At 47.9% G+C, this 25,682-nt stretch carries 28 protein-coding genes and 1 riboswitch; all 28 genes read right to left on the minus strand.

Annotation, left to right across the window (positions count from 1 at the left end; all coding sequences use genetic code 11):
- Positions 1–104: 104 nt before the first annotated feature.
- The gene (atpG, locus tag MKY98_RS24055; RefSeq protein ID WP_023990707.1) at positions 105–971 is read right to left on the minus strand and encodes an ATP synthase F1 subunit gamma; all 867 of its coding nucleotides are present in this window, start codon (positions 969–971) and stop codon (positions 105–107) included.
- A gap of 175 nt (positions 972–1,146) precedes the next feature.
- Positions 1,147–2,661 carry a F0F1 ATP synthase subunit alpha gene (atpA, locus tag MKY98_RS24060; protein ID WP_029518506.1) on the minus strand — a complete coding sequence of 505 codons (1,515 nt, stop codon included), beginning with the start codon at positions 2,659–2,661 and terminating at the stop codon, positions 1,147–1,149.
- Positions 2,662–2,680: 19 nt separating this feature from the next.
- The gene (locus tag MKY98_RS24065) at positions 2,681–3,226 is read right to left on the minus strand and encodes a F0F1 ATP synthase subunit delta (RefSeq protein WP_029518507.1); all 546 of its coding nucleotides are present in this window, start codon (positions 3,224–3,226) and stop codon (positions 2,681–2,683) included.
- Complete coding sequence (gene atpF / locus MKY98_RS24070; protein WP_023990709.1) at positions 3,223–3,711, minus strand: F0F1 ATP synthase subunit B; 489 nt, start codon at positions 3,709–3,711, stop codon at positions 3,223–3,225. Before atpF ends, MKY98_RS24065 begins: the two co-directional genes overlap by 4 nt.
- A gap of 113 nt (positions 3,712–3,824) precedes the next feature.
- Positions 3,825–4,049, minus strand: coding sequence for a F0F1 ATP synthase subunit C (gene atpE, locus MKY98_RS24075; RefSeq protein WP_025683777.1), 225 nt, complete (start codon positions 4,047–4,049; stop codon positions 3,825–3,827).
- A gap of 104 nt (positions 4,050–4,153) precedes the next feature.
- Positions 4,154–4,978: a F0F1 ATP synthase subunit A gene (atpB, locus tag MKY98_RS24080; protein ID WP_069010011.1), complete on the minus strand. Its 825-nt coding sequence runs from the start codon at positions 4,976–4,978 to the stop codon at positions 4,154–4,156.
- Between the two features lie 29 nt (positions 4,979–5,007).
- Positions 5,008–5,388 (minus strand): ATP synthase subunit I, encoded by a 381-nt coding sequence (locus MKY98_RS24085; protein ID WP_069010012.1) that lies wholly within the window; start codon positions 5,386–5,388, stop codon positions 5,008–5,010.
- Positions 5,381–5,635, minus strand: coding sequence for an AtpZ/AtpI family protein (locus tag MKY98_RS24090; RefSeq protein WP_069010013.1), 255 nt, complete (start codon positions 5,633–5,635; stop codon positions 5,381–5,383). The genes MKY98_RS24085 and MKY98_RS24090 overlap by 8 nt, the downstream gene beginning before the upstream one ends.
- A 171-nt stretch (positions 5,636–5,806) precedes the next feature.
- Entirely contained in the window at positions 5,807–6,976 is a 1,170-nt protein-coding gene (gene wecB / locus MKY98_RS24095) for a non-hydrolyzing UDP-N-acetylglucosamine 2-epimerase (RefSeq protein WP_069010014.1), read from the minus strand.
- A 109-nt stretch (positions 6,977–7,085) separates the two neighbouring features.
- On the minus strand, positions 7,086–7,715 hold the full coding sequence (gene upp / locus MKY98_RS24100) for a uracil phosphoribosyltransferase (RefSeq protein WP_013312332.1): 630 nt from the start codon (positions 7,713–7,715) through the stop codon (positions 7,086–7,088).
- Positions 7,716–8,071: 356 nt separating this feature from the next.
- A complete protein-coding gene (locus tag MKY98_RS24105; protein WP_069010015.1) occupies positions 8,072–9,337 on the minus strand; it encodes an ABC transporter substrate-binding protein in 1,266 nt (421 codons plus the stop codon).
- Between the two features lie 15 nt (positions 9,338–9,352).
- Positions 9,353–10,189, minus strand: a complete 837-nt coding sequence (locus MKY98_RS24110) for a carbohydrate ABC transporter permease (protein ID WP_069010016.1) — start codon at positions 10,187–10,189, stop codon at positions 9,353–9,355.
- A complete protein-coding gene (locus MKY98_RS24115) occupies positions 10,189–11,070 on the minus strand; it encodes a carbohydrate ABC transporter permease (RefSeq protein ID WP_068938929.1) in 882 nt (293 codons plus the stop codon). The genes MKY98_RS24110 and MKY98_RS24115 overlap by 1 nt, the downstream gene beginning before the upstream one ends.
- A 175-nt stretch (positions 11,071–11,245) precedes the next feature.
- Positions 11,246–12,496 (minus strand): serine hydroxymethyltransferase, encoded by a 1,251-nt coding sequence (glyA, locus tag MKY98_RS24120; protein WP_013312336.1) that lies wholly within the window; start codon positions 12,494–12,496, stop codon positions 11,246–11,248.
- 120 nt (positions 12,497–12,616) lie between these two features.
- On the minus strand, positions 12,617–13,204 hold the full coding sequence (locus tag MKY98_RS24125) for a TIGR01440 family protein (protein ID WP_069010017.1): 588 nt from the start codon (positions 13,202–13,204) through the stop codon (positions 12,617–12,619).
- A 219-nt stretch (positions 13,205–13,423) separates the two neighbouring features.
- A riboswitch (ZMP/ZTP riboswitch) is annotated at positions 13,424–13,505 on the minus strand.
- A gap of 78 nt (positions 13,506–13,583) precedes the next feature.
- Positions 13,584–14,168: a low molecular weight protein arginine phosphatase gene (locus MKY98_RS24130; protein ID WP_029518516.1), complete on the minus strand. Its 585-nt coding sequence runs from the start codon at positions 14,166–14,168 to the stop codon at positions 13,584–13,586.
- Between the two features lie 103 nt (positions 14,169–14,271).
- Positions 14,272–14,832, minus strand: coding sequence for a manganese efflux pump MntP (locus tag MKY98_RS24135; RefSeq protein ID WP_029518517.1), 561 nt, complete (start codon positions 14,830–14,832; stop codon positions 14,272–14,274).
- Between the two features lie 145 nt (positions 14,833–14,977).
- Positions 14,978–16,225 carry an L-threonylcarbamoyladenylate synthase gene (locus tag MKY98_RS24140; RefSeq protein WP_069010018.1) on the minus strand — a complete coding sequence of 416 codons (1,248 nt, stop codon included), beginning with the start codon at positions 16,223–16,225 and terminating at the stop codon, positions 14,978–14,980.
- 155 nt (positions 16,226–16,380) lie between these two features.
- A complete protein-coding gene (gene spoIIR, locus MKY98_RS24145; protein WP_069010019.1) occupies positions 16,381–17,073 on the minus strand; it encodes a stage II sporulation protein R in 693 nt (230 codons plus the stop codon).
- Between the two features lie 258 nt (positions 17,074–17,331).
- Entirely contained in the window at positions 17,332–18,525 is a 1,194-nt protein-coding gene (locus tag MKY98_RS24150; protein ID WP_029518520.1) for an FtsW/RodA/SpoVE family cell cycle protein, read from the minus strand.
- Positions 18,526–18,600: 75 nt separating this feature from the next.
- Positions 18,601–19,500, minus strand: coding sequence for a peptide chain release factor N(5)-glutamine methyltransferase (gene prmC / locus MKY98_RS24155; protein ID WP_029518521.1), 900 nt, complete (start codon positions 19,498–19,500; stop codon positions 18,601–18,603).
- 3 nt (positions 19,501–19,503) lie between these two features.
- Positions 19,504–20,571 carry a peptide chain release factor 1 gene (gene prfA / locus MKY98_RS24160; RefSeq protein ID WP_013312344.1) on the minus strand — a complete coding sequence of 356 codons (1,068 nt, stop codon included), beginning with the start codon at positions 20,569–20,571 and terminating at the stop codon, positions 19,504–19,506.
- Positions 20,572–20,842: 271 nt separating this feature from the next.
- Positions 20,843–21,943, minus strand: coding sequence for a redox-regulated ATPase YchF (gene ychF / locus MKY98_RS24165; protein ID WP_013312345.1), 1,101 nt, complete (start codon positions 21,941–21,943; stop codon positions 20,843–20,845).
- A 133-nt stretch (positions 21,944–22,076) separates the two neighbouring features.
- Entirely contained in the window at positions 22,077–22,568 is a 492-nt protein-coding gene (locus MKY98_RS24170; RefSeq protein WP_069010020.1) for a GNAT family N-acetyltransferase, read from the minus strand.
- Positions 22,565–23,665: a type 2 isopentenyl-diphosphate Delta-isomerase gene (gene fni / locus MKY98_RS24175; protein WP_069010021.1), complete on the minus strand. Its 1,101-nt coding sequence runs from the start codon at positions 23,663–23,665 to the stop codon at positions 22,565–22,567. Before fni ends, MKY98_RS24170 begins: the two co-directional genes overlap by 4 nt.
- A gap of 267 nt (positions 23,666–23,932) precedes the next feature.
- Positions 23,933–24,391 carry a DMT family transporter gene (locus tag MKY98_RS24180; RefSeq protein ID WP_069010022.1) on the minus strand — a complete coding sequence of 153 codons (459 nt, stop codon included), beginning with the start codon at positions 24,389–24,391 and terminating at the stop codon, positions 23,933–23,935.
- 58 nt (positions 24,392–24,449) lie between these two features.
- A complete protein-coding gene (locus MKY98_RS24185) occupies positions 24,450–25,154 on the minus strand; it encodes a Crp/Fnr family transcriptional regulator (RefSeq protein ID WP_069010023.1) in 705 nt (234 codons plus the stop codon).
- A gap of 59 nt (positions 25,155–25,213) precedes the next feature.
- The gene (locus tag MKY98_RS24190) at positions 25,214–25,639 is read right to left on the minus strand and encodes a DMT family transporter (protein ID WP_069010024.1); all 426 of its coding nucleotides are present in this window, start codon (positions 25,637–25,639) and stop codon (positions 25,214–25,216) included.
- Positions 25,640–25,682: the final 43 nt, after the last annotated feature.

The raw sequence follows: 25,682 nt of genomic DNA on the forward strand, positions 1-25,682 counted from the left end.
ACAAGCTTGCACAGCCGCAAATCCGAACCACTCTGATTTGTTTTGCGCCCGCAATTTATCATAATAGTGTAGACTCTGCTATAAAACAGTCGCTATAAGCCTGATTAAGACTGAGCACTTGCTCCTGCAACGATTTCCGTAATTTCCTGGGTAATAGCCGCTTGACGAGCACGGTTATAGGTCAAGGAAAGCTCACCAATTAACTTGGAAGCATTCTTCGTAGCAGATCCCATTGCCGTCATCTTCGCTCCCAGTTCACTAGCTTTACCATCCAGCAAAGCGCCGTAAATGAGCGTTTCCGCGTAACGTGGCAGCAATACTTCCAGCACTCCTTCTGGTGAAGGCTCATACTCATAGTTAATTGAGGATGAAGCTGTAGCTGAATCCGGTGTCGCCATTGGTAACAGACGGTCAACTGTTGGAATTTGAGTCAATGCGTTGACAAAGCGGTTATAGCATAGATAAAGCTCATCAAATTCTTTAAGTTCAAAGCCTTGTACAGCCTTGCTTGCAATCGTTTTGATATCTGCAAAAGCAGGTGTATCCGACAGATCTGTTACTGATTCAGCGATAGGAAATTCACGACGTCTAAAATAATCCCGTCCTTTTCGCCCAATGATGAAAATCACAAATTCATCCTGTGAACGGTGACGTTCAGAAATCGTCTGCGTAACCTGTCGTAAAATATTGGCGTTATAACCACCAGCCAGACCACGATCAGATGTAATGATGAGATAAGCAGTCTTTTTAACCGGACGCGTTTCCAGCATTGGATGCTTGATGTTATTCGCTCCAGAAGCAATGCTACTCACAACTTCCTTAAGCTTTTCCGAGTAAGGACGAGCCGACTCCGCTTTCTCCTGAGCTTTTCTCAGCTTGGATGCAGCGACCATTTCCATCGCTTTCGTGATCTGCTTCGTACTCTGCACACTTTTAATCTGACGTTTAATCTCGCGCATACCTTTTGCCATGATTTCACCACCTTCAAGCTTTGGCAAAGCCAAAGCTAACTTCGTAAGATTCAAATCCAGCCGGGCATATGTTAAAGGGCCTGTTATTGAGGGTAAAACATGCCAAGGAAGCCAAAACCCGGAGGGCACGCTTCCTTAGAACATCTTTCATCATAAACAGGCAAATTCCAATGTATTATACCGACGTGGCGAATGATTTTTTGAATTTCTCGATAGCTGCCTTCAAAGCCGTTTCGTTATCAGCCACCAAGTCTTTCGTGTCGCGGATAGATTGAAGCACGTCCTGATGGTCAGACACCATGAAAGACAGGAAGTCTTTTTCAAAACGTTTTACATCCGCTACAGGGATATCATCAAGGAAGCCTTTTACAGCAGTATACAAGCTCACTACTTGTTGCTCTACAGCAAGCGGTTGGTTAACACCCTGTTTCAGAATTTCCATCATGCGTGCGCCGCGATCCAAACGGGCTTTTGTGGATTTATCCAAGTCGGACCCGAATTGGGAGAACGCTTGAAGCTCACGATATTGAGCAAGATCCAGACGCAGGGAACCTGCTACCTTTTTCATCGCTTTAATCTGAGCTGAACCACCTACACGAGATACGGAAATACCTACGTTGATCGCCGGACGTTGTCCTGCATAGAACAAGTCAGCTTCCAGGAAGATCTGTCCATCTGTGATGGAGATAACATTGGTTGGAATATATGCAGAAACGTCGGAAGCCTGTGTCTCGATGAACGGCAATGCGGTAAGTGATCCGCCGCCCAACTCATCATTCAGCTTCGCTGCACGTTCCAGCAGGCGAGAGTGAAGATAGAAAACGTCACCCGGATATGCTTCACGGCCCGGTGGACGACGCAGCAACAGGGACAATTCCCGGTAAGCTGACGCTTGTTTAGTCAAGTCATCATAAACAACAAGGACATGCTCGCCTTTGTACATGAAATACTCACCCATAGCGCAGCCAGAGTAAGGAGCAATGTACAGCAATGGTGATGGCTCGGAAGCTGATGCCGTAACGACAATCGTATATTCCAGCGCACCGTGACGACGCAATGTTTCAACAACTTGAGCTACCGTGGATTGTTTTTGACCAATAGCGACATAAATACATTTCATGCCGTTACCTTTTTGGTTCAAAATTGCATCGATTGCGATAGATGTTTTACCTGTTTGACGGTCACCGATGATCAACTCACGTTGACCACGGCCAATTGGAACCATCGCATCAATAGCTTTAATCCCCGTCTGCATAGGCTCATGTACCGATTTACGGGCCATAACGCCTGGAGCCTGACTTTCAACCGGACGGAATTCTGTTGTAGCAATCGGTCCTTTACCGTCTACTGGTTGCCCCAATGGGTTAACTACACGTCCAATCATTGCTTCCCCTACAGGGACCTGCATGATCTGGCCTGTACGTTTTACTTGACCACCTTCACGAATGTCGGAGAATTGACCCAAAATAACAACACCGACATTGCTTTCTTCCACGTTGAGCGCCAAGCCCAATACGCCAGTGTCGAATTCAACCAATTCACCGGCCATAACTTTTTCCAGTCCGTAGACGCGGGCAATACCGTCGCCGACTTCAACAACAGTGCCGACTTCAACGACCTCGATATCATTTTTATATTGTTCAATCTGACTTTTAATCAATGAACTGATTTCCTCAGGTTTGATACTCAAGTGTGTTCACCCCTATCTTCTATACTCGTCTGTTAAAGGATTTCTCGAGACGATCCAGCTTGCCGGCCAGACTGCCGTCGTACAATGTATCGCCGATAACCACTTTTAATCCGCCCAGCAGACTCGGGTCCACTATATTTTCCACACGGATTGTTTTATGTTCACGGGCTCCGAATTCCTCGGCTACCGCTGTTTTTTCCTGATCACTTAAAGCATAAGTCGAATACACCTTTGCATGAGCAAGTCCCAGCTTGTATTCCTGAATATCGAGGTATCCGGCAAGGAGAGATTCGAACAAATCTGCTCTACTACGCTGAATCAACAGTTTGATCGTGTTAATTAGCGAGGCAGACAACTTGCCTTCAAAACTGTTAGCCAGAACTTGAAGCTTGACCGCTTCCGTAATGTTAGGAGAATTAATGAATTTACGGATTTCAGCATCCCCCGATACAGCCTCTACAAAAGCACGTAGCTCCTGCTCGGTTTCCATAATGGTCTGTTCCTGCTCTGCCACTTCAAACAAAGCTTTCGCATACCGTTTGGCTACTACCGTATCCCGGCTCATGCTTTGCCTCCTACCTCTTTAAGGTATTGGTCGACAAGCTCTCCCTGGACTTGGTCTTCCTTGATTTCCTTTTGAATCAGTTTGGAAGCAATTTGTACCGAAGCTTTACCCACTTCGCTGCGCAGTTCGGCAACCGCCTTATTACGCTCGCTTGTGATTTCACGAACAGCTTCGTCTTTCAGGCGGACAGCTTCGTCCTTGGCCTGAACAATAATTTGCTCCGCTTGTTTGTTACCTGTTTGTTTTGACTGCTCAATAATGTCGTACGCTTCCTTACGTGCCTGCTGGAGAGCCTGCTTTTGCTCCTCAACATAAGCAGCAGCCTGTTCACGCGTCTGTGCCGCTTCATTCATTTGCTGTAATACAAGCTGACGCCGCTTCTCCATAACGGAAAAGAGAGGTCCGAATGCATAACGCGTTAGTAACCAGTACAAGATCAAAAATGCAATAATTGTGAAAACGATACTTGTCCAATTTAAACTCAATTGAAGTCACTCCTTTCCGGTGAACGTCAGTCCTAGTTATCCCTTAAGCCAAGCAACAAAGAAGGCGCGGATGGCTGTGGCCTTCCCCGCCAAACCTTGCAAGTTTCAAATTATTATGCCTTAGCGTAGAAAATAAACGCCAGAACGACCCCGATAATAGGCAAGGCTTCAACCAGACCTACACCGATAAACATTACCGTTTGCAAAGTTGATTTAGCCTCAGGCTGACGAGCGATACCTTCAACTGTTTTACTTACAATCAGACCGTTACCAATACCTGCGCCGAGCGCACCCAAACCTACTGCGATAGCTGCTGCTATTAATGCCCAAGCTCCCATTTAAAAAATCCTCCTTAGAGATGTGTATTTGTGTTGTACATGTATTTGCAGTTAAGAGCGAAGCGTACTCCTGAACTTAACTAAAAACCCGAAACTAATTTTAACTAATGCTCTTCTTCATGCGTGTCAATTGCCTGCGAAATATATACGAACGTCAAAATGGTAAAGACGAACGCCTGAATACTGCCGACAAAAATACTGAATCCTTGCCAGACCACGAGTCCCAATACGGAAGCAACCATACCTCCCACACCAAGTGCTGTCATTTTCAGCAGAACACTGATCAAAACTTCGCCGGCAAAAATATTACCGAATAGACGCATACCATGTGTCAACAGTTTTGAGAACTGCTCAATCAAGTTAATTGGCAAAAAGAATGGAAATGGCTGAATGTAATGCTTAAAGTAAGCTTTGGTATTACGGAAAATCCCCAGGAAATGAACCAGGACAAAGATCATCAAAGCCAGTCCAATGGATACCCCTGCATCTGCGGTAGGTGATTTCCACCAGCTGATACCTACATGGGCAGCTTCGCCCGGGTGAGACGCCTGTGCTTGTTCTAATGCTTCTTTGACTGGAATGATTTCATGTCCAAATACTTGGGCACTTTGCGCATTATCGAACTCGGTCACAATCCCGAACGGTAAGCCTAGCATATTTCCGACGAAGATGAACATGATCAGCGTCATCCCCAAGGAGAGGAATGGCTTCCCTTTTTTCAAATCCATCGTGCTGGTAATCAGTCCTTGAACGAATTCGACGACCCATTCCATAAAATTTTGCAGCTTGCTTGGATTGTCCACAGACAAATTGCGCGTTGCAGCAAATGCCAGTCCAAATACAATCGCGCAAGTCACAACCAGCATAATAATGACGGACAAGTCAATGTTAAATCCGCCCAATTCGATAATCGGTGATTCATGCAACATGTTTTCTCACCCCTTTCTCAGTTGAGCCATCATTTTTCCTGTAGCGCGAATATGATGCCTATAATTAAAAGAAGAAATTGTCCAGTCACCAGGCTTGCCATTACAGCGATCTCATGGAAATAGGCTGGAAATTCTAGCGCCAGCACTACTGCCAAAATAGAGGTCCCTACTCGAACGCCAAAGCCAATGCCCACCTTTTTCTTCTTGCCTTCACCGGCGGCTGCATTCGCAACCTGTCGAATTTTGTAGGCCATATACAGCACATTAAGACAGCTTACTCCCGTTCCCAGAATGATTCCGTGAGCAATGTCACGATGTTGGGGCATGAAGGCGGAGACCAGGAAACACAGAGCCATAATACCAAGCGCTACGATCCATAACATTTTTTGCATACGGGTCATCTCATTCATGGTTATCCCTCAATACCTTTCCGATCACAAGGGCAATACTTAATGCGCCTACAACCAAGCCTGCGAGAACGCTTACGCCAATCCAAATTCCGGAGCCATCAAGTTTAGCATCGAGCCACTTTCCGGCATAGAAACCACCCAATGTGCATATCGCCAAATCAATGCCGATCGCGCTCACCAATCCAATTGCCTTGAAGGCATTCCCGGTGTTATTTCGGTTGTTGTTTTGCTTGGAAGGTTTGACCACTTTTCCATGTCACCCCTGCAATTCCAGTCCATTTTACTTAAATATAAGATGCTTTGTCAATTGAGATATTTTAGCGCCCTAAAGTATAAAATCAAACGACAAAGCATCTTAAATTGCTGTATCCCTTGGTAACCGTACAGTTTAACTGTATGCTTGCCTTGTAAAGAATAATTATATCGGACGAACACCTTTTGTGAACATTGTGTGAAATTCTTCAGGACGTTCGGATTGAACGCCATAATGGTGCAAAATCGCATTGACAATTCTTACTGATGCTTTTCCATCGCCGTAAGGATTCGCTGCCTGACTCATAGAATCGTACAACGCGGAATCTGTCAAAAGTGCCTTGGTCCGATTGTACACGTTCTCTTCGCTCGTACCCACCAGTTCCAAGGTGCCCGCTTCAATTCCCTCCGGTCTTTCAGTCGTATCACGCAGCACCAGAACAGGTACTCCGAACGAAGGCGCTTCTTCCTGAAGCCCACCGGAATCCGTAAGGATCAGATGTGTATGTGGGTAAAAATTGTGCAGATCCACGACATCCAGCGGATCAATCAGCTTAATACGCGGATGGTTGCCTAAAATCTCAAATGCAGGTTCCTTCACAGCCGGACTCGGATGAACCGGATAAACAATAGCGATATCCTCAAACTCATCTGCAATGCGCTTAACTGCATTAAAAATCTGACGATGCGGTTCCCCTTGGGATTCCCGACGATGTGCTGTCATAAGAATCAGGCGTTTGCCCTGAGCCCAGTCCAGTACAGGGTGCTCGTAATCTTGGCGAACCGTATACTGAAATACGTCAGTTACTGTATTGCCTGTAACATATATTCGCGATTCAGGCTTATTTTCCTTCCGCAAATTTCCAGCCGATAAAGAAGTAGGCGAGAAATGCAGATCAGACAGTACGCCTGTAAGCTGACGGTTCATTTCTTCAGGATATGGAGAAAGCTTGTTCCACGTCCGCAAACCCGCTTCCACATGCCCTACTTCAATCTGCTGCATAAAGGCTGCATAGCTGGCGAGGAAAGTGGTCAGCGTATCGCCGTGAACCAACACGATATCGGGCTTGGCCTCACGCAATACAGGTTCCAGACCTTGAAGTACCCGCATGGAGATTTCATTTAGTGTCTGGCGATCCTTCATTACGTCCAGATCATAGTCAGGGTGAATATTGAAAACTTCCAGAACCTGATCAAGCATCTGGCGATGTTGAGCCGTAACGCATACTACGGACTCGATATGCTCTGGGTGACGCTGAAGCTCCAAAATAAGAGGAGCCATCTTAATCGCTTCCGGACGCACACCAAAAATTGTCATCACTTTGATTTTGGACATTTTCTGTTGAACCCCTTTTCATAATAAATGTCCGCTTCACAGATCTTCCATTATTTAAAATAAGGACCTGTATAACGTCCATAGATTTTGCCGAACCGCCAAAGGCAGTCTACTTGGTTCCGTACAAGCGGTCTCCCGCGTCACCAAGACCCGGAATGATATATCCATGATCATCCAGACGCTCGTCCAGTGCAGCGACATAGATGTCTACATCAGGATGTGCATCCTGCACAGCTTTGACTCCTTCAGGAGCAGCAATCAGATTCATCATTTTAATTTGAGTGCAGCCTCTCTTTTTCAACACATCAATCGCTGCGATCGCCGACCCGCCTGTTGCAAGCATTGGATCAATCACGATCAATTCGCGCTCAGTTACATCTGTAGGCAGCTTCGTATAGTATTCTACGGGTTGCAGTGTCTCAGGATCGCGGAACAGTCCCACATGACCTACCTTTGCTGCAGGCAGCAGCTTTACTACACCATCCAGCATACCCAAGCCTGCACGCAGAATCGGAATAAGACCCAGCATACGTCCGGAAATCACTTTACCTTCTGTCTCAGCAACCGGTGTCTGCACCGTAATGCTTTCCAGCGGGATATCCCGTGTAATTTCATAAGCCATCAATGTTGCTACTTCATCCACCAGCTCGCGGAAATCCTTGGTGTTGGTCCGCACATCGCGGATAAATGTAAGTTTGTGTTGGATCAAAGGGTGATCACAAACCACCAGTTTCGCCATAATATATTCCCTCCGGTATTATCGTCACGTTCTTTCGCACCAGCATATCGAACTATCCTGAGTCGAAAGGATCTATGTAACCTATTTGTACAAACCAAATAAGCACAGATGCAATGCGTGCCTGTAAATCCTGTTTATTATAACATTCCCTTGATTGATTTAACACCTGCCACCGTAACCTTTTGTCAAGGGAAAGATATGACATGTAAAATAATGAATAGGACCGCTTTACGTGTGACTTTCATCACATAAAAACACAACAAAAAGGCTCTGGCGGCCCTTGACCGCCAAAGCCTTAAGGCTTTATACTTCCTGCCCGAGCTATAGCCTTTGCATCCTCATGCAGAGGTATTCTTTTATCTATACTTCAAATTGTCCCATGCCCCCTGAAATTGTTGAAGCATTTCATCCTTTGTGATAACCCCTGCAATATAGGCTTGCATACTGCTGCTTAAATCCTGATTCAGCCCCTTCGGAAAGCGTTGGAAGTTCCAACTCCATATCTTGCCTTCCCTCACATGCCGAGATATTTCTGCACCTAGATCGCCTGTCGTCTCGTCGCTGGACGTAATACTTTTGAAGGCGGGAACAAACTTAAATTCCTTGGTGATATAATGCTTGCCTGTTTCTGATGTGACCAACCAATTGAGAAATTCTTTTGCCTCCTGCTTCACAGGCGAATTTTTGTTGACCACCCAGTTCGAGGCTACTCCCACCGCGAGTCTACCTCCTGTGGAGGGATCATTGTCTATAGGCGCAGGCAGAATACCCAAATTCAAGTTAGGATTAATTCCATCCATTTGTGGCTGCGTCCAGTTCCCCTGGTGCATCATAGCAGCCTTACCTGTGGAAAACAGTGTCACTTGTGTATTGTAATCCGTCGTGAGCGGATTGCGGTTCCCATATTTTATAGTCAGGTCAAGCAACTTCACCCACTGATCGAACACGGGGTTACCAGGGATGCGAGCCGCTCCTTTGTTTAAGTCCTCAACATAACTTTCCGGGTTCGGCTGTCTGGCAAACGGGATATTGATAAAATGGTTCCCCAGAACCCACCATTCCGCATACCCGTTAGCAAAAGGTATAATCCCTGCCGCTTTCAGTCGCTTGGCTGCTTCCTCCAGTTCATCTATCGTCTGAGGTAGTTTGGTTATGCCCGCTTTTTTGAACAAATCCTTGTTATAAACAAAACCAAATCCTTCTAGGTTCATAGGCTGTCCATAAATCTTACCGTTAACCGTCATCGGCTTACGAGCGAAATCGTCCAGATCCTTCACCCATGGCTGATCCGACAAATCCTCCAAGTACTCCAACCACGTATCGCGGTCCTGGTAGCCCTCATTTGTAAAAATGTCCGGCTGATCGCCTGATGCGAATTTAGCCTTCAACGAAGCACCGTAGTCCGTACCACCACCGACAGATTGGATATCCAGCTTGATGCCAGGGTGCGTTTTTTCATATTCTGCCTTCAGCTTATTTAGTGGTTCCGAAATCTCTACTTTGAATTGATAAATGTGTATCGTTTTCGTCTCACTCTGTTGAGCCTTCGTATTTCCACAACCTGCAAGTGTACATGCGAGCAGCACCATCAAGGAGATGACAAGTAACGCTGTTTTTTTCATCGATTATCCCTCCCATCAGCCTTTGACCGCGCCGGCTGCAATGCCAGAAACGATGTATTTTTGCATCACCAGAAAAAACACAACAATTGGCGTGATTCCCAACACCAGTGCTGGCAGCGCCAAGTCCCATTGCTTGGTGTACTGACCAAACAACATATAGGTTGCAATCGGAATGGTACGCAGCTCAGGATCATTCAAAATGAGCGAAGGCAACAGATAGTCATTCCAGATCCATAAGGTATTCAAGATAAGCACGGTTACGAACATAGGCAGCAGCAGTGGACAAACGATGCGAAAGAACACCCCGTACCGGGATGAACCGTCCACCCTTGCCGCCTGCTCGATCTCAATAGGTACCGTTTTAATAAAGCCATGAAAAAGAAAAACGGATAAAGGCGCTCCAAAACCCAGATAACATAAGATCAGTCCCGGTATACTGTTGTTCAAGCTCAATACGTTGGACACTTCCATAAGCGGCAACATAATCGATTGAAAGGGAACTACCATCGCAGCCACAAGCAAACCGAACAGGAACCGGTTAAAACGAGTGTCATGCCGAACCATCTGGTAAGCGGCCATCGAGCTGATGAGCAGCAAAAGCGCATTACTGACGATCGTGACAATCAGTGAATTCCCCAGTGCTGTGGGAAAGTTTATTTTATTCCAGGCGTTAGCATAGTTTTCAAAACGGAAGGTTGTCGGCCACGAAGCGGAATGGGCCAAAATGTCACCAAAGGATTTAACGGAGTTTACGAGCAAAAAATAGAATGGAACCAGAAAAATTAACCCGATCACAATAAGCAATATTTCAGCAACCCATGTGCCCAAACGGTAGTTTGACGTTTTTTCCATTACATTTCGACCTCCTTTTTCTTCGTGAGACGCACCTGAATGCTGGTAATGATCGCAACGACCACGAAGAAAATCATAGCCTTGGCAGTTCCCAATCCAAGTCGATTATTTGTAAACGCTTCATTATATATGTCCAACGCTACAGACTCTGTCGACTTGAAAGGTCCCCCCTTGGTGAGAGCCAAATTCAATTCAAATACTTTAAAGGACCAGGATATCGCTAGGAACAAGCAGACGGTCACCGCTGGCATAATAAGTGGCACTACAATATGACGCAAAATCTGTCTTCGGCTCGCGCCGTCGATTTGAGCCGATTCAATCAGGGCATGCGGCACATTATTTAACGAGGATATGTAAATAACCATGAGATAACCTGCATATTGCCATACAAACACAATGACAGTTCCCCAAAAAGCAGTTGGCCCATCACCCAGCCACGGCAGTTTAAAAAAGGAAAGCCCTGTTGCCTCCCCTACCGCAGAAAAGCCGCGTACAAATATAAATTGCCAGATAAAGCCGAGCAGCAAGCCGCCAATCATATTGGGCATAAAAAATACAGTTCGCAGTGCATTACGGGTACGCAGCGGTTTGGTAAGTGCATAGGCTAGGAAAAAGCCAATCAGGTTCGTCAGAATGACACCACATACGGTAAACCGAACTGTAAACCAGAACGCATTACGGAAATCTGGATCATCCCTAAATATATGAACGTAATTCCCTAGCCCGAGCCATCGGATATTCTCAGATACTCCATCCCAGTTCGTCATAGAATAATACAGTCCCAGCAGGAACGGAATGACCATAATCAAGACGAAAAACAACGCCATCGGTCCCACAAATACGAGCTGCTGCAATAATTGCGCGGATTTTCTTTGACTCAATGCAATCACTCCTTTGTCGTAGATATGAAGGAAGCGCGCGCGCATAAACCCTTGCTGTAATCGCTTATTACCCAAAAATGTAAGTTTCGAGTCGTTCGGAAGCAAAAAAAGGCTGTTCTCCTCCGGTTTACGAAGGAAAACAGCCTATACCATAAAGATTATGAGTGTCGATGAATTAGTATTGAGTTCCTGGATAGATCGGGAACTTGTCTGTCAACTCGCCAACCGCTTGGCTTGCTTTGGACAATACAGTATCATCTTTCGGGTTTTTAAGAGTTTCAGCAATGATTTTACCGATTTTGACCATAGCCTCTTCATCCATCCCACGAGATGTTGCAGCAGGTGTACCAATACGAATCCCGCTGGTTACGAATGGACTGGTCGGGTCAAAAGGAATCGCATTTTTATTGACCGTGATGCCCACGGAATCCAATACATGCTCCGCTTCTTTACCTGTGATATTCAAATTGCGCGTATCCAACAGCATCAGATGGTTATCCGTACCACCGGATACAATGTTAATCCCCTCAGCCAACAGTGTTTCAGCCAGCACCTGTGCGTTGCGAACTACGTTTTGCGCATAGGTTTTGAACGATGGCTGGAGCGCTTCACCCAAAGCAACCGCTTTGGACGCGATCACATGCATCAGAGGCCCCCCTTGAGTACCAGGGAAAATAGCTTTATCAATCGCTTGTGCCCATGCTTTGCGAGTCAGAATCAGCCCCCCACGCGGACCACGCAAAGTTTTGTGTGTCGTTGTTGTTACAAATTGGGCATGCGGAACTGGACTTGGGTGAATTCCCGCTGCCACAAGACCTGCGATATGTGCCATATCCACCATAAACAGAGCACCTACATCATTAGCAATGGAGGCAAAAGCTTCAAAATCAATAGTACGCGGATATGCACTCGCGCCAGCTACAATCAGACGAGGACGGTGCTTGAAGGCTGCCTTGCGCACTTCATCGTAGTCGATGCGGAAGTTGTCTTCGCGTACACCGTAAGCAGCAAAGTTATACAACAAGCCAGAAGCGTTAACCGGACTTCCATGTGTTAAATGGCCACCATGCGCCAAATTCATACCCAGTACAGTATCTCCAGGTTTGAGAGCCGCCAGATACACCGCCATGTTGGCTTGTGCTCCAGAGTGGGGCTGCACGTTAGCATGCTCGGCACCGAACAGTTCTTTTGCGCGGTCACGTGCGATATCTTCAACGATATCTACATGCTCACAGCCACCATAGTAGCGTTTGTTCGGGTAACCTTCAGCATATTTATTCGTCAGCACGGAGCCCATGGCTTCCATTACTGCTTCACTGACAATGTTCTCGGATGCGATTAGCTCGATATTGTGGCGTTGTCGTTTCAGTTCAAGTCCCATTGCTTCCATTACTGCTGGGTCACTTTTACGCAGGTGTTCCATCATGATTGATTACTCCCTCTCCATAGTCAATTGTTGGGTATACAAGCAAACGCCTGCTCCTCTGTTGGGTACCTCATCATCATTGCAAAAACGATTAGTACAAACATGCCGCCATGCCAAATGCTAATCGCAGTTTCCGCCGACTTCTTGCTCCAGACTGTACACCGCCCGTTGTCCGCCAATAAGTGGAGGACGGGTGAACGCCGCTGTCACACGTGCTTCGCCAATCCAGCGAAGGCTTGGGCGAAACGGAACAGCAATCGGTCGCAGATGCATGCCAATCAGCGTTTCGCCGATGTCTATCCCGGCATGAGCCTGCACGTTCACCGCCAAACACGCGTCGCTCATAGAACGATAGGCGACGGTAGCCATAGAGCCTCCTGCTGTACGAACAGGAACAGCCGCAACCTCCATCAGTCCCAGTCGTTCCAGTACAGCCCGTTCAACGACCAACGCTCGGTTCAAATGCTCACAGCATTGAAACGCTACATCAAAGCCATACTGCCTGCGAACGGACTCTACTCCAGATAACAGTTGTTGAGCCACATCGAGCGCTCCCGCCGTGCCAATTCGACTTCCAGCCACTTCACTTGTGCTAACGCCGATAACCAGCAGGCGACCAGCCCTGAGACTGGCTGCTTCTGCGATTTCCCGCACAACAGAAGTGGTCTGTGCTTCTAGCGAAATCTCATGATCCAATTGTCCCACCATTGGAACCTCCTTTGGTTGAACAGCCTCTCAGAGACTAGGCACGGTCTCATGCCCCAAGTTCAACACACTCTCTCCTGATCACAATCTCACTATATTATAGCCGATGTTTCAGATTTCGAGCAGAAAAAATGGAAGAACCTTTGAAGGAATCAACCCTCAGCTAAACATCTGGCATAACTTGTATATGAAAAAAGAGCAGTCCACACCTATGTGGAATTGCTCTTTTGCCCAGGCGACCGGCCGTATATCCGATGCTCCATCGTGGTTAATCCCACTTTTGTCGCCAGTTACATCGGATTCTCATTTTTCCACCTTATCTTAACGGATTAACCGTCGAAAATCAACAGATTCCGTACAAAATAGATGAGTAAGAGCGATTTTATTCGGAAGAGGCCTTTAGCTTGTCCAGCAGCTTATGCAGCGCCGTGCGGATTTCCGCAGCTGTGACATCGTAGTCTTCTCGTGAACCGCCAAACGGATCTGAAATATCAAAGCCCGGAATCCGTTGGTGTAATTCAATCATTCGTTCACGCTCCTGCGCCGATAGCTCTTGTCCAAGTGAAGCCATCAACTGCTGTGAAGCATATAAACCGTCCAACTCCTGTACATCATTCAACACCGCATCCCGGTTCTCCACATATTCCTTAAGCGTAAATACTTTGCCCGCCGTTTGGGGAAAGCGCTGAATTACGTGCTGTTTATGTCCTTGCGTCAAGGTTAAGATCAGATGTGCCCACCCGGCAAGCCCGTCGCTCAAAGGGGTTGAAGTGATCTGATCGGATATATCGTGATCACGTAGAACCGCCTCTGCATGTCGGGATATCGGCGTGCCTTCCATCGCTGCCACTCCCGCAGAACGCACTTCCAGTTCTAGTCCATGCTCAGCAGCCAACTTACGCAGCATCCCTTCAGCCATTGGACTACGACAGGTATTCCCAGTGCATACAAATAAGATATTCTTCAACGTTTTCACCCCCCGTATGTTAAAAAATATATAAACAGAGGATTACTATAATCCTAATCCCTTACTTTAACCCTGCACTTATTTTACACTGTCTGCGCTAAAATCAAAACATAAACATAAAGCCGAATGCCAGCAAAATGGCACCGCCCACTGCTTCCCCGTAATCTCCTAGATTGCGGCTGACCTTGCGACCCAGCAGCAGGCCCAACATCGCCATTGCTCCCCCGCAAAAACCAAATGCCAGAACAGACAGCACCAGATCACTCTGGAACATCCCCAGTGACACTCCTACAGAAAATGAATCCACGCTCACCCCAAGTGCAAACAGCAAAAGACCTAAAGGCGAACGATGATCCAATACCTGTACGCCGTCCCCTTTGAAGGAATTATACACCATATGCCCGCCTAAAAGGATGAGTAGCCCCCCTGCGAAGTAGGTCGTCACATGACCTAATAAAGAACTCATATAATGGCCCGTGAAAATTCCCAGCAATGGCATCAGAATGTGAAAAAAGCCAATAACAGTGCTGATGCGCAGCACGTCTCGCAGGCGTATCCCCTTCATGCCGATCCCTACGCCCAGCGATAACGCATCCATTCCTAGCGCTACCGCCATGATCAGAATCGTTACAACCTGCCCGGCATGGGCAGAGGCTGCCAGCATACTCCATCCCTCCATTATCCGTCTGTTCTTGTACACGTTATGCGGACAAGGGGCAAATCAGTACAAGCATGCACTGAAAGTACCCAATACCGAGACGAGGAGGGAGGAAAAAAATTTAATATAAGAGGCTCTGATTCGACAGAAGCTACAGGCGGACGATTCGGTGACCTGCCGCTTTAAGCAGGCGGTTCATAACGGCGTCGCCCAATCCTTTCAGCGGACAGGATTCCGCCAAAATGTAGGTGACGCCGTCCTCGTCGCAGCGACGCAGCACGCCGTACAGGCGTTGCGCTGCCTCATGGAGCGCGTCTAGCTTGCCTAGCGTGTAGACGCGTTCTCCGGCGTAGCCGGCGGCGTGCTCGTCGAACGCGAGCACTGCCGTGCGCTCCCCGCTGGCGGAAGCCTCCGCCAGCGCGGCGCGAATCCAGCCCGTCACCTCAACGGACGACGGGCCTTGTACCACGCTCAAGCGGCCTCGCGGCGCGTAGTGCGTGTACTTCATGCCCGGCGAGCGCGGCGCCGGGCTGTCCGCGTCTTCCCCGGACGTAGCGGCCAGCGCCGGGTCCAGCACGACGGCGCGAGCAACTGCAGCGAGCTGCTCAGCCGTCACGCCGCCGGGGCGCAGGATGGTGACCGTTCCGTCGTCAGCCGCCTGCACCACCGTGGACTCCAGCCCCACACCTGTGGGGCCTCCGTCTAAAATGCCGCCGATGCGGCCCTCCAGATCCTCCCGCACATGCTGTGCAAGAGTGGGACTGGGTCTTCCCGAACGATTGGCGCTTGGCGCAGCCAACGGACAACCCGCTTCAGCGATCAAGCGCAGCGCTATCGGATGATCTGGCATGCGCACACCAACCGTGTCCAGCCCGGCCGTTACACGCGATGACAGTGCCTGCGGTACCACTGGCAATACGAGAGTCAGCGGTCCCGGCCAGAACATATTCATCAGCGCCCGGGCTGTATCGTTTATTTCTGCTACCATACCCTCTAATTGATCAGCATCAGAAACATGTACAATGAGCGGGTTATCGGAAGGGCGTCCTTTGGCAGCGAATACCGCCTCCACCGCTTTTGTACTACGAGCATCGGCTCCCAGTCCGTACACGGTCTCTGTAGGAAAGGCTACCGTCTCTCCAGCTTGGAGGAGTACAGCAGCCTCGCGTATGCCTTTTTCCGCCGCGATCCGAGTCTGTTCAGCCGAAGTTTCGTCAGAAACACCCCCGTCAGTGTTGTTCACAGGAACCAAACATCTTACATCCCACCATTGGGTATGGGAAGACTTCAATGCCTGCTTCAGCTCGCAATTCCCCTGTTCGTCCAGCTTTTGCTCCGATTTTTCCTTTTGCACAAAATCTCCGCGCAAGTCTTGCATTTGATTCAATTTATCGCTCATATCAGATCATCCCATATCTTATTGTCGTATACAGGCCAGTGATTTCGCTTGATCCTATAAGGCTACTTTGAAAGATCAGTTTATTTGGCTCTGCCATGTGTATATCTATCGTAAGCTCCATTATAGCATATGGGGAAACTTACACTCCTCAACGTTTAGGCAAACAAGCCACTCACCCAGCTGCACAGTCCCGCAAGTGCATCCCACAGAAAAAAACGCACTTCCGGCTCCTTGTCAGTGGTATTCGTCCGACTATCTCCATGATCCGTTTTTGCTGATACCGTTTGTGCCGCTGCTTCCCCACTGCCTGCATCAATAAAGCACAGCGGAGGAAACAGCACGCACCACCAATTTTGACCTTTTCCTTGCCCCAGCGTAACCCGTAGCGCTTCATAATTCCCTGCCGGGTAGACAAGACCACCGTACATTTTCGTCGGGAAAGGTACGCTCGCCAGTTCCACCTGATGATCATACGCAATGCCGCGACGAGCCAGTTCCGTACCTACCAAACGGTCAATTTCAGGTAAATGAGCATCAATCAATGATCTGGCTTGGTCTAAGCTTTGCGGGTTTTCCAACTCACTCACCCAAGCATTCATCTGCTGCACAATAGCGTCCCGTATTTCGCGTTTAACTAGCTGATCCTCCGGGCGATCCGAGTTGGCCAAAATACGCAGTCGAATGGAGTCGTGTGGAATCACCTCCAGCCCTGTTGTAGTCACTCCTGATGCTAAGGCTCCTCTTGTTCCCATGGTCATAGCAGCATCCGTCTTTTGACCTTCCCAAGACATCATTAATATCGAAATACAAAATAGTATCATTGCAGCTTGCTTTACCCAACTTCTCATCTTCGTCCCCCCAAACCCAAACTCTATCATGTCTATCAGTTTGTCCGGTTTGGGAGAGTCTAAACCTATAAGTCTTGTAAAATATTCATAACCACTTTACAGATTTTCTTCAATACACCCTCGAATCATGCTACACCAAGCTTCAGACCCTCGCCGAGGAATATAAAAAAGCCCAGATTTCACAATCTGGACTCTCGCGTTGCACCGTTTCAACTCACACACAAATACCAATCAGTATCTAGCCACAATCCAACTGTACTAGGCTTTTTTCGCCTTCGTCAAGTTCAATCTGGAAGGCTGTGGCAGATCATCCTCCAGCTCTTGGCCGTGCACCTTAATGCTCATAACCAAGCCGATACTAGCCATGTTAATAAGCAACGAGGTACCACCATAACTTATGAACGGGAGCGTAATCCCCGTAAGCGGCATAATGCCCAGAAACGCACCAATATTCTCAAAAATCTGGTACAGTAACATGGACACAATCCCGACAATAATATACGGTCCGGCGCGATCCCGGCATTCCAGCGAAATCAGGATCATTCGGTGAATCAAAATAAAATATAACAATAACAGCACTGAAGAGCCTACAAAGCCAAATTCCTCCGCTACGACCACAAAAATAGAATCCGCATACGTATAAGGAACACGCCCGGACTGTACCGAGGTTCCTTGCAAAAAGCCCTTGCCCATCATCCCGCCAGAGGCTATCGCCAGCTTGGCATTTTTGGTATGATAAGACGCCTTCGCGGTTGCCTCTTCCGGTACCAACCAAGGGTCCAACCGCTCAACCCAGTGACTACGGCCAATCCCCTTCATAAAGGAATCAATCTCATCGTGAAACGAAATATAAGCTTTGATCCCGCCGCCAACGGCGACTGCAAATACGATGAATCCGATTAACGCATGGGATGCCTTCACATTACCAATCCATAGCATACCAATGACGATGACAATGTAACCGAGCGCATTACCCAAGTCATTTTGTGCCATAACCATGGCAAACGGGACAAAGCTCACCAGAGCCACTGGAAGAACATCCTGAATGAAATACAGCCTGCTCTTGCGCTTTTTGATCAGCATATAAGTCAGAAAAATGATAAGAACCAGCTTGAATACCTCGGCAGGCTGAAGATTCAAGCCACCAATTTTCAGAAAGCCCTGAGAGTTGTTAACCGTCCCACCAAAAAATCCGAGACCCAACAGGAATATTCCGCCTCCATATACGTACAGGGCTTTTTTAATGAATATCCGAAAATCGACCATCGCTAAACCCAAGATCGCCACAAAACCCAATATATAATACCCGATCATCTTTTGATAGTCGTTGCCGTGCTCTGCCAAGTTCGTAGGGCCCCTACCTGCGCTGTATACCGTTATGATACTAATCGCCATGAGCAAAACCAGAATAAAGATAACCGGACCGTCAATTTTTTTCAATTTCTGAAGCATGATTTCCCCCTGAGCCGTTTCTCGGTCATACTCCTCTTATTCTAAAGGAAAGACTCGCAAAAAGAAAATGCACCACTACTCCGAGACGCCTAGGACATGTCGTTCAATCCCTGCAAGGTCAGGAACGATTATAATGTTCTTCCAATGACCTGCCTGTTCCAGCAGGCCAGCCACGTCTCTGGCCTGTCCCATCCCCAGCTCAAACCCGATTAGCCGGGGCGGAGCCTGAAGGAGTCCGAGCTGCTCCAGCATTGCCCGATACGGGCCGAGCCCGTCAGGACCACCATCTAACGCCATCCGTGGCTCGTGGTCGCGGACCTCCGGCTGTAGGCCAGCGATGTCAGCAGCCGGGATGTACGGCGGGTTGGACACGAGAATGTCCACCGTCGTTCCCGCAAATGGCGCCAGCAGATCGCCCTCGCGGAATTCTACGGCTGCGCCGTTCGCAGCAGCGTTATAAGCCGCTACTTTTAACGCGGCAGCCGAAATATCCCCTGCCGCTACGCGCCAGCTCGGTCGCTCAGCCGCCAGCGTCACGGCAATCGCACCGCTGCCCGCGCCGATGTCGAGCGCCTGAGGAGCACCGCTTGGCCACAGCCGATCGCCGTGCTGGAGTATCGCCTCGACGAGCAGTTCTGTCTCGGGGCGCGGAATCAGCACCGACGGCGAAACCGCGAACGGGCGGCCATAAAATTCCTGCCGTCCGATAATATACTGCGCCGGTTCACCCGCAGCTTTGCGGGCTATGATCCGTTCCCACGCCTCCTTGGCGGTGGAAGGGAACGGATCACCCAGAGCGGCGTAAAACGCCGTACCTTCCAATCCGAGCACATGCTCCAGCAACAAACGGGCATTATGCTGGGGCTCCAGAACGCCACAGCTTCCTAAAAAAGAAGAAGCCTCAACCAAGGCTTCTCTGACACTCATGTTTCGTTCCGGCGACATCCGATACACACAATCGCGCTCGTTCCCCAAAACTTAAACCTCTTGTTCCATCAAATCAGCCTGCTCTGCAATCGTGAGCGCCGATACGATTTCTTCGATCTCCCCGTTCATCACCTGGTCCAGCTTATGCATAGTTAGTCCAATACGATGATCCGTTACACGGCTTTGCGGGAAGTTGTAGGTACGGATACGCTCACTGCGGTCCCCGGTACCTACTTTGCTCTTACGCTCGCCTGCATATTTGGCTTCCTCTTCCTGACGCAACATATCCGAAATACGGGCACGCAAAACTTGCAGCGCCTTCTCCTTATTGGAGTTCTGGGATTTTCCGTCCTGACAGGTTGCCATAATACCTGTTGGCATATGCGTTACACGCACCGCCGACTTGGTCGTATTAACGGATTGTCCGCCCGCACCGCTGGAACAGAACGTATCCACGCGAATATCCTTGTCGGAAATTTCAATATCCACTTCTTCTGCCTCAGGCATAACGGATACTGTAGATGTCGATGTATGAATACGTCCACCTGATTCCGTCGTCGGAATCCGCTGGACGCGGTGTGCGCCGCTTTCGAATTTCATTTTGCTGTATGCACCGCGGCCGTTAATCATGAAAATAACCTCTTTAAAGCCCCCGAGATCATTCATGTTCGCGTCCATCAGCTCTACACGCCAGCCTTGGGTATCGGCATAACGGGTATACATCCGGTACAAATCAGCTGCGAATAGTGCCGCTTCGTCACCACCCGCTGCCCCACGAATCTCAATAATAACGTTCTTATCATCATTCGGGTCCTTCGGCAGCAGCAAAATACGGATTTTTTCATCCAGCTCCCGCTTACGAACACTCAGTTCTTCAATCTCCATTTTGACCATTTCACGCATCTCGTCGTCCAGCTTTTCACCCTGCATGGTTTTTGCAGCTTCCAGCTCTTCAACGACATTTTTATATTCGGTATATGCTTCATAAGCAGGCTGTAAATCAGACTGTTCTTTGGAATAATCTCTAAGTTTTTTGCTATCGTTCGCTACATCCGGATCGCAGAGCAGTTCGCTCAGTTTATCGTAGCGGTCCGCCAATGATTGCAATCGGTCCAACAAGCGATTCACCTCTTCAGTTAAATTAATATGAAGCCAGCTTCAATTTCACTGGCTACAGCTCTTTATTATACCAACTAATTCATGAATTAGCTACAAGAAATACTGACTAATTTAGGATTTTGCAAAAATCCACACGACATGTAATTCAATAAAAAAAGTCGCCGCCTAATATAGGCAGCGACCGCATTATCTAGCACATTTTAGAACACACATACTTGAGACATCGTCTTTTATATATCCGAATCGAGTATTGTACTCTAGAAATTTTATATTAAACATTAAAACGGAAATGCATAACGTCTCCGTCCTGCACTACATATTCCTTACCTTCCAGACGAAGCTGCCCCCGTTCCTTGGCCCCGTTCATCGAACCAGCAGCGACTAAATCGTTGTAGGATACAACCTCGGCACGAATAAATCCGCGTTCAAAATCCGTATGAATTACGCCCGCAGCACCCGGTGCCTTCGTTCCTTTGTGAATCGTCCAAGCGCGTACTTCCTGCACACCTGCTGTGAAATACGTATACAGGCCCAACAAGCGATATGCTGCTTTAATTAGACGGTTCAATCCTGATTCAGCCAATCCCAGCTCCTCGAGGAACATCGCCTTGTCTTCGCCTTCCAGCTCAGCAATTTCAGATTCTACCTTGGCGCTAATCGGCACCACTTCTGCATTTTCAGCCACGGCAAAATCGCGTACCTTTTGCACATATGGATTGCTGTCGGCTTCCGTTACGCCATCTTCGCTAACATTAGCGGCATAGAGTACAGGCTTCATCGTCAGCAAATGAAGATCGCGTACAATCAGCCGTTCTTCATCCGACAATTCTAAGCTACGCGCAGGTTTATCAGCATATAGCGTTTCTTTGATCCGCTCCAACACTTCAACTTCTTGGGTGTACTGCTTGTTGCCACCCTTCATGTTTTTGCGGGAACGTTCAATACGCTTGTCTACGCTTTCGATATCCGCCAGAATCAGTTCCAAATTAATGGTCTGAATGTCGCTGATCGGGTCAATTTTGCCGTCTACATGGGTAATGTTCTCATCTTCAAAGCAACGTACCACATGTACAATCGCATCCACTTCACGAATATGAGCCAGAAACTTGTTACCCAGACCCTCGCCCTTGCTCGCACCGCGCACAAGTCCTGCAATATCAACAAATTCAAAAGCCGTTGGCACCGTTTTATTCGGCACAACCAGTTCGGTCAACTTATCCAACCGCTCGTCCGGTACTTCAACGACGCCTACATTGGGGTCAATCGTACAAAATGGATAGTTTGCGGATTCCGCACCCGCCTGCGTTATTGCGTTAAAAAGTGTTGATTTGCCCACGTTCGGCAAGCCCACAATCCCCGCTTTTAAAGCCATAATCAGAACAACTCCCGTTTATATAAAATATGCGTTATGCCATCCGTTAGTTTACCAACCCACATTATATATGAGAACCTATACACGCGGCAAGCATACGGTTATGGAATTCAGGATTTTACTATATCCCTATTTAGATTTCTTTGCTCATCTGGATATCTGTAATCCGATAGCCCGACTTGCGATATACATGCAAAGCTCGCTCATTATGCCCAAATACATGCAACCCGATGCGGACAGCTCCCAGCCTGCGAGCCTCCTGTTCCAAAGCCTCCATCGCCATCGTACCTAGACCCCTCCCCTGGTATGAATCGTATACAAGGATATCCAGTAGAAAAGCTTCTTTTCCTTGCACGCCGTCCGTAATATTGAACCAGATGTAGCCAGCTTCCTCCTGACTCTGCCCCCCGTCATCGGAAAACATCAACATATACAGGTGAGCATGAGGTGTGTCTAGTCTCTGTGGCAGGTATCGAGCAAAACTTTCTGCCGCTCGCTCTGGTGCTTCTTCAACCGTCCATGTACCTGCTTGGATTTTCTCATCCGCATAGTCGGCAAGCGAGCGTTGTTCAAATCGATCATATTGCTCCGCATTCATCGGAACCAATGTAATAAGTCCGCTCATCCATTTACCTTCTTTCTTAGTCGAGTCGTATCTTTGAGCCCTTCTATTCCATCTACCCCAATGCCAAACATGACCGTGCGGAGTTCCAGTTCGACCTGCTCCAAACGTGCCTCCAGCGCTTCACTAGAGGCAACCGCAGAACCGAGCAAAGAACGCCCGAAGCCTGCCATGTCAGCTCCCAAAGCAAGCACCTTCGCTGCATCGACACCGTCTCTCAGTCCACCGCTGCCGATCAGAGCACCATGTGGCTGAGCGGCTCTGACTTCCACGATACAATCAGCGGTCGAATTGCCCCAGTCCGCAAACGCTTCCGCCGCCGCGCGACGCACAGGATCAGGGTTACGAAATTTCTCCACTTGGCTCCAGCTTGTCCCGCCTGCACCAGCGACATCAATAAAGGCTGCACCCGCATCATACAGTCTTGACGCCGTCTCGCCATCTATGCCCCAACCTACTTCCTTCACTCCTACAGGCACTGAAAGCTGACGAGACAACTCCTCGAAACGATTAAGCAGGCCGCTAAAATCCAAATTCCCTTCGGGTTGGAAAATCTCCTGCAATCCGTTCAAATGCAGCACCAACATATCTGCTCCGGCAATGTCTACTGCACGGCGACAATCGTCCACGCCAAATCCGTAGTTCAGCTGCACCGCACCCAGATTGGCAAGGATCGGGATATTGGGTGCCAGACGGCGGACTGCAAAGGTTGGAGCCAATTCTTCCCTTTCCACCGCAGCCCGTACCGAGCCGATGCCCAATGCCCAGCCGCGTCTCTCCGCTGTCTCTGCTAATCGCTCATTAATCGCTCCTGTCTCGGCGCTGCCGCCTGTCATGGAGCTAATAAGCAACGGTGTTCGTACAGCCTGTCCTAAAAAAGTAGTATCCAGGCGAACCTCGTCAAAATGCAACTCCGGCAGAGCGCAGTGCTTAAAGACATACCGCTCCAGCCCGCTGGTGATACCTTGTCCGGCCACATCTTCTTGCAAACAAAGGCGGACGTGCTCAATCTTCCGTTCGCCTGTCCGCGCGGCAGGCAACAAAGAGCCGGATCTGTTAAAGCCGTCAGGTGCTCCTTTTTTATTCTCTGTACTACTCATCTATGTTCCACCTCATCCAAAGTCACTCTGTTTATTGTATCAAGTTCAAGAAGCACAAATAAGACCGTTCCCGAACACGGTAACCGATCTATTTATCGTCTCTTATACAAATATCGTATGCCCTTAAAGTGGCTATTTTAAGATACTCTCATTGTATCATGGATGGGAAAATATATACACGAACGTGAACATTTTTTCTCCCCCATAGATCATGTTCAAAATACGCAATAAACCAGTTATTTCGGAAACTTTACAGAAAAGCCGCCCCTAATTGAGCTGCCGCTTTTCTGCAAAATGTCCAAATTTAAACACAAGAATACCACCGATAATGACCAATACACCGATCAGCTTGTTAATGGTAAACGGAATTTTCTCTAATCCTAGCCATCCTAATGAATCCCACAACAGGGCGGTCCCTAATTGCGCTGTCAATACAATGGAGATCGCATAGGTCGGGCCAAGTTGCTTCATTCCTTGTACCAGACAGAACACAACACCGACACCAATCATGCCACTGAACCAGTACCACGGCTGCATATGCTGTAAAGCAAATGTATTTTTCCCTTCAAAAATAAGACTCCCGAGTAAGGAAGCCAAGAACCCTGTGCCCAGCACCAATGTTGTTGTGGCCCACGATCCTGTCCGTTCATTCACCTTATTATTGAATATCGTTTGCAGACTGACCAAGGCACCTGCGATAACCGCCAATACAATTCCTAATAACATATGTTAACTCTCCCTTGATGATCCTTGATATTCTTCTGTTTTTTACTACATGCTCCTATTACAATGATTCATAAATATTATGTCCTGCCAGTTCACTCAAACCTTTTCTGTCCCGAATGACAATATAGCCTTTTGTCCGTTCAACCCATCCATCTTCAATCATTTTGCGAATAACACGGTTGAGATGTCTATAGCTGGTTCCGATCAAATTCGCCACATCTACCAGACTGGATGCCCGTAATTCCTCATGAAAAGCTGTATTCGATTCGTCAAAAGAAACCGATAGCAGGTAGCTCGCCAGTCTGACTTCCACCGGATACATGAGATTAAAACTGGAAAAGTCGGAGTCCAGGCAAAACTTTCGCGTGACAACATCCAATAGAAATTGCAGCAAAGGAGCATAGTCTTTGCCGTATTTGTTCATCCATTTGTGGTGAATACCGATCACATAGATCGGAGACACTGCCTCTACCGTGTTGATGACGTGACTATTCCGAATATATTCAACATCTCCTATGACCTCGATCGGTGTTTTGAAGCAAAGGATCAGGGTTTTCCCTTCTGTAGAACTGGTATAAATCTTGACCTTGCCCTGCACCAGTATATATAGATGCTCAATGGGATCCCCCTGTAAACAGAGCTTTTCCCCTTGCTCCAAACGATGCAACGACAAATAAGGATGTAGTGGCTCGTAGAGTATGGATTCCAACTCATGCAGCTGCAAAAAATATTTTAGCTGCTCTTGATCCTGAATTTCTCTCATTCCTAAGCTCACCTTCAATCTCTACATTCTAAGCTATCTTTACAAGTTAAATTTCTATTTTAAAGCTTCAGAATAATTACACCCGCGATCATCATACCAATACCTATAAATTGTGGCAGCTTCATCTTTTGCTTCACTATACCGAACCATCCCTTAATATCTACCAGAAAGGTTAAACACAACTGCGCAATCAACAACGCCGAGATCGTGAACGTAACCCCAATATGTTGGATCGCCGTGACTTCACTAAATATAATAATAGCTGCAAAGGCACCGCCCCAAAGATACATTGGCTTCACCTGTTTCATTTCAGCCACATTGCCATCCCTTGTAAACATCCAGACTAATGCTGCCAAAATAAACCCTATTAGCTGAGTAACAGCAGCAGCCTGCCATGTACCAATATCCTGACTAATCCGTGTATTCGCTACACCTTGTAGCGTAATACACGCTCCTCCCAGAAAAGCAAACAAGATTCCTCTCATAAATCGTTATTCTCCCCATGTAAATGACTTTTCTATATATTAA

The sequence above is a fragment of the Paenibacillus sp. FSL M8-0228 genome (genome assembly GCF_038007385.1).
Classification (GTDB): domain Bacteria; phylum Bacillota; class Bacilli; order Paenibacillales; family Paenibacillaceae; genus Paenibacillus; species Paenibacillus polymyxa_D.

Coding starts and splice junctions, on each gene's coding strand:
- atpG (WP_023990707.1), bottom strand. CDS start 971: ATGGCAAAAGGTATGCGCGAGATTAAACGTCAGATTAAAAGTGTGCAG.
- MKY98_RS24065 (WP_029518507.1), bottom strand. CDS start 3,226: ATGAGCCGGGATACGGTAGTAGCCAAACGGTATGCGAAAGCTTTGTTT.
- atpE (WP_025683777.1), bottom strand. CDS start 4,049: ATGGGAGCTTGGGCATTAATAGCAGCAGCTATCGCAGTAGGTTTGGGT.
- atpB (WP_069010011.1), bottom strand. CDS start 4,978: ATGTTGCATGAATCACCGATTATCGAATTGGGCGGATTTAACATTGAC.
- MKY98_RS24085 (WP_069010012.1), bottom strand. CDS start 5,388: ATGAATGAGATGACCCGTATGCAAAAAATGTTATGGATCGTAGCGCTT.
- wecB (WP_069010014.1), bottom strand. CDS start 6,976: ATGTCCAAAATCAAAGTGATGACAATTTTTGGTGTGCGTCCGGAAGCG.
- upp (WP_013312332.1), bottom strand. CDS start 7,715: ATGGCGAAACTGGTGGTTTGTGATCACCCTTTGATCCAACACAAACTT.
- MKY98_RS24105 (WP_069010015.1), bottom strand. CDS start 9,337: ATGAAAAAAACAGCGTTACTTGTCATCTCCTTGATGGTGCTGCTCGCA.
- MKY98_RS24110 (WP_069010016.1), bottom strand. CDS start 10,189: ATGGAAAAAACGTCAAACTACCGTTTGGGCACATGGGTTGCTGAAATA.
- glyA (WP_013312336.1), bottom strand. CDS start 12,496: ATGATGGAACACCTGCGTAAAAGTGACCCAGCAGTAATGGAAGCAATG.
- MKY98_RS24125 (WP_069010017.1), bottom strand. CDS start 13,204: ATGGTGGGACAATTGGATCATGAGATTTCGCTAGAAGCACAGACCACT.
- MKY98_RS24135 (WP_029518517.1), bottom strand. CDS start 14,832: ATGCTGGCAGCCTCTGCCCATGCCGGGCAGGTTGTAACGATTCTGATC.
- MKY98_RS24140 (WP_069010018.1), bottom strand. CDS start 16,225: ATGAGCGATAAATTGAATCAAATGCAAGACTTGCGCGGAGATTTTGTG.
- spoIIR (WP_069010019.1), bottom strand. CDS start 17,073: ATGAGAAGTTGGGTAAAGCAAGCTGCAATGATACTATTTTGTATTTCG.
- MKY98_RS24150 (WP_029518520.1), bottom strand. CDS start 18,525: ATGCTTCAGAAATTGAAAAAAATTGACGGTCCGGTTATCTTTATTCTG.
- ychF (WP_013312345.1), bottom strand. CDS start 21,943: ATGGCTTTAAAAGCGGGGATTGTGGGCTTGCCGAACGTGGGCAAATCA.
- MKY98_RS24170 (WP_069010020.1), bottom strand. CDS start 22,568: ATGAGCGGACTTATTACATTGGTTCCGATGAATGCGGAGCAATATGAT.
- fni (WP_069010021.1), bottom strand. CDS start 23,665: ATGAGTAGTACAGAGAATAAAAAAGGAGCACCTGACGGCTTTAACAGA.
- MKY98_RS24180 (WP_069010022.1), bottom strand. CDS start 24,391: ATGTTATTAGGAATTGTATTGGCGGTTATCGCAGGTGCCTTGGTCAGT.
- MKY98_RS24185 (WP_069010023.1), bottom strand. CDS start 25,154: ATGAGAGAAATTCAGGATCAAGAGCAGCTAAAATATTTTTTGCAGCTG.
- MKY98_RS24190 (WP_069010024.1), bottom strand. CDS start 25,639: ATGAGAGGAATCTTGTTTGCTTTTCTGGGAGGAGCGTGTATTACGCTA.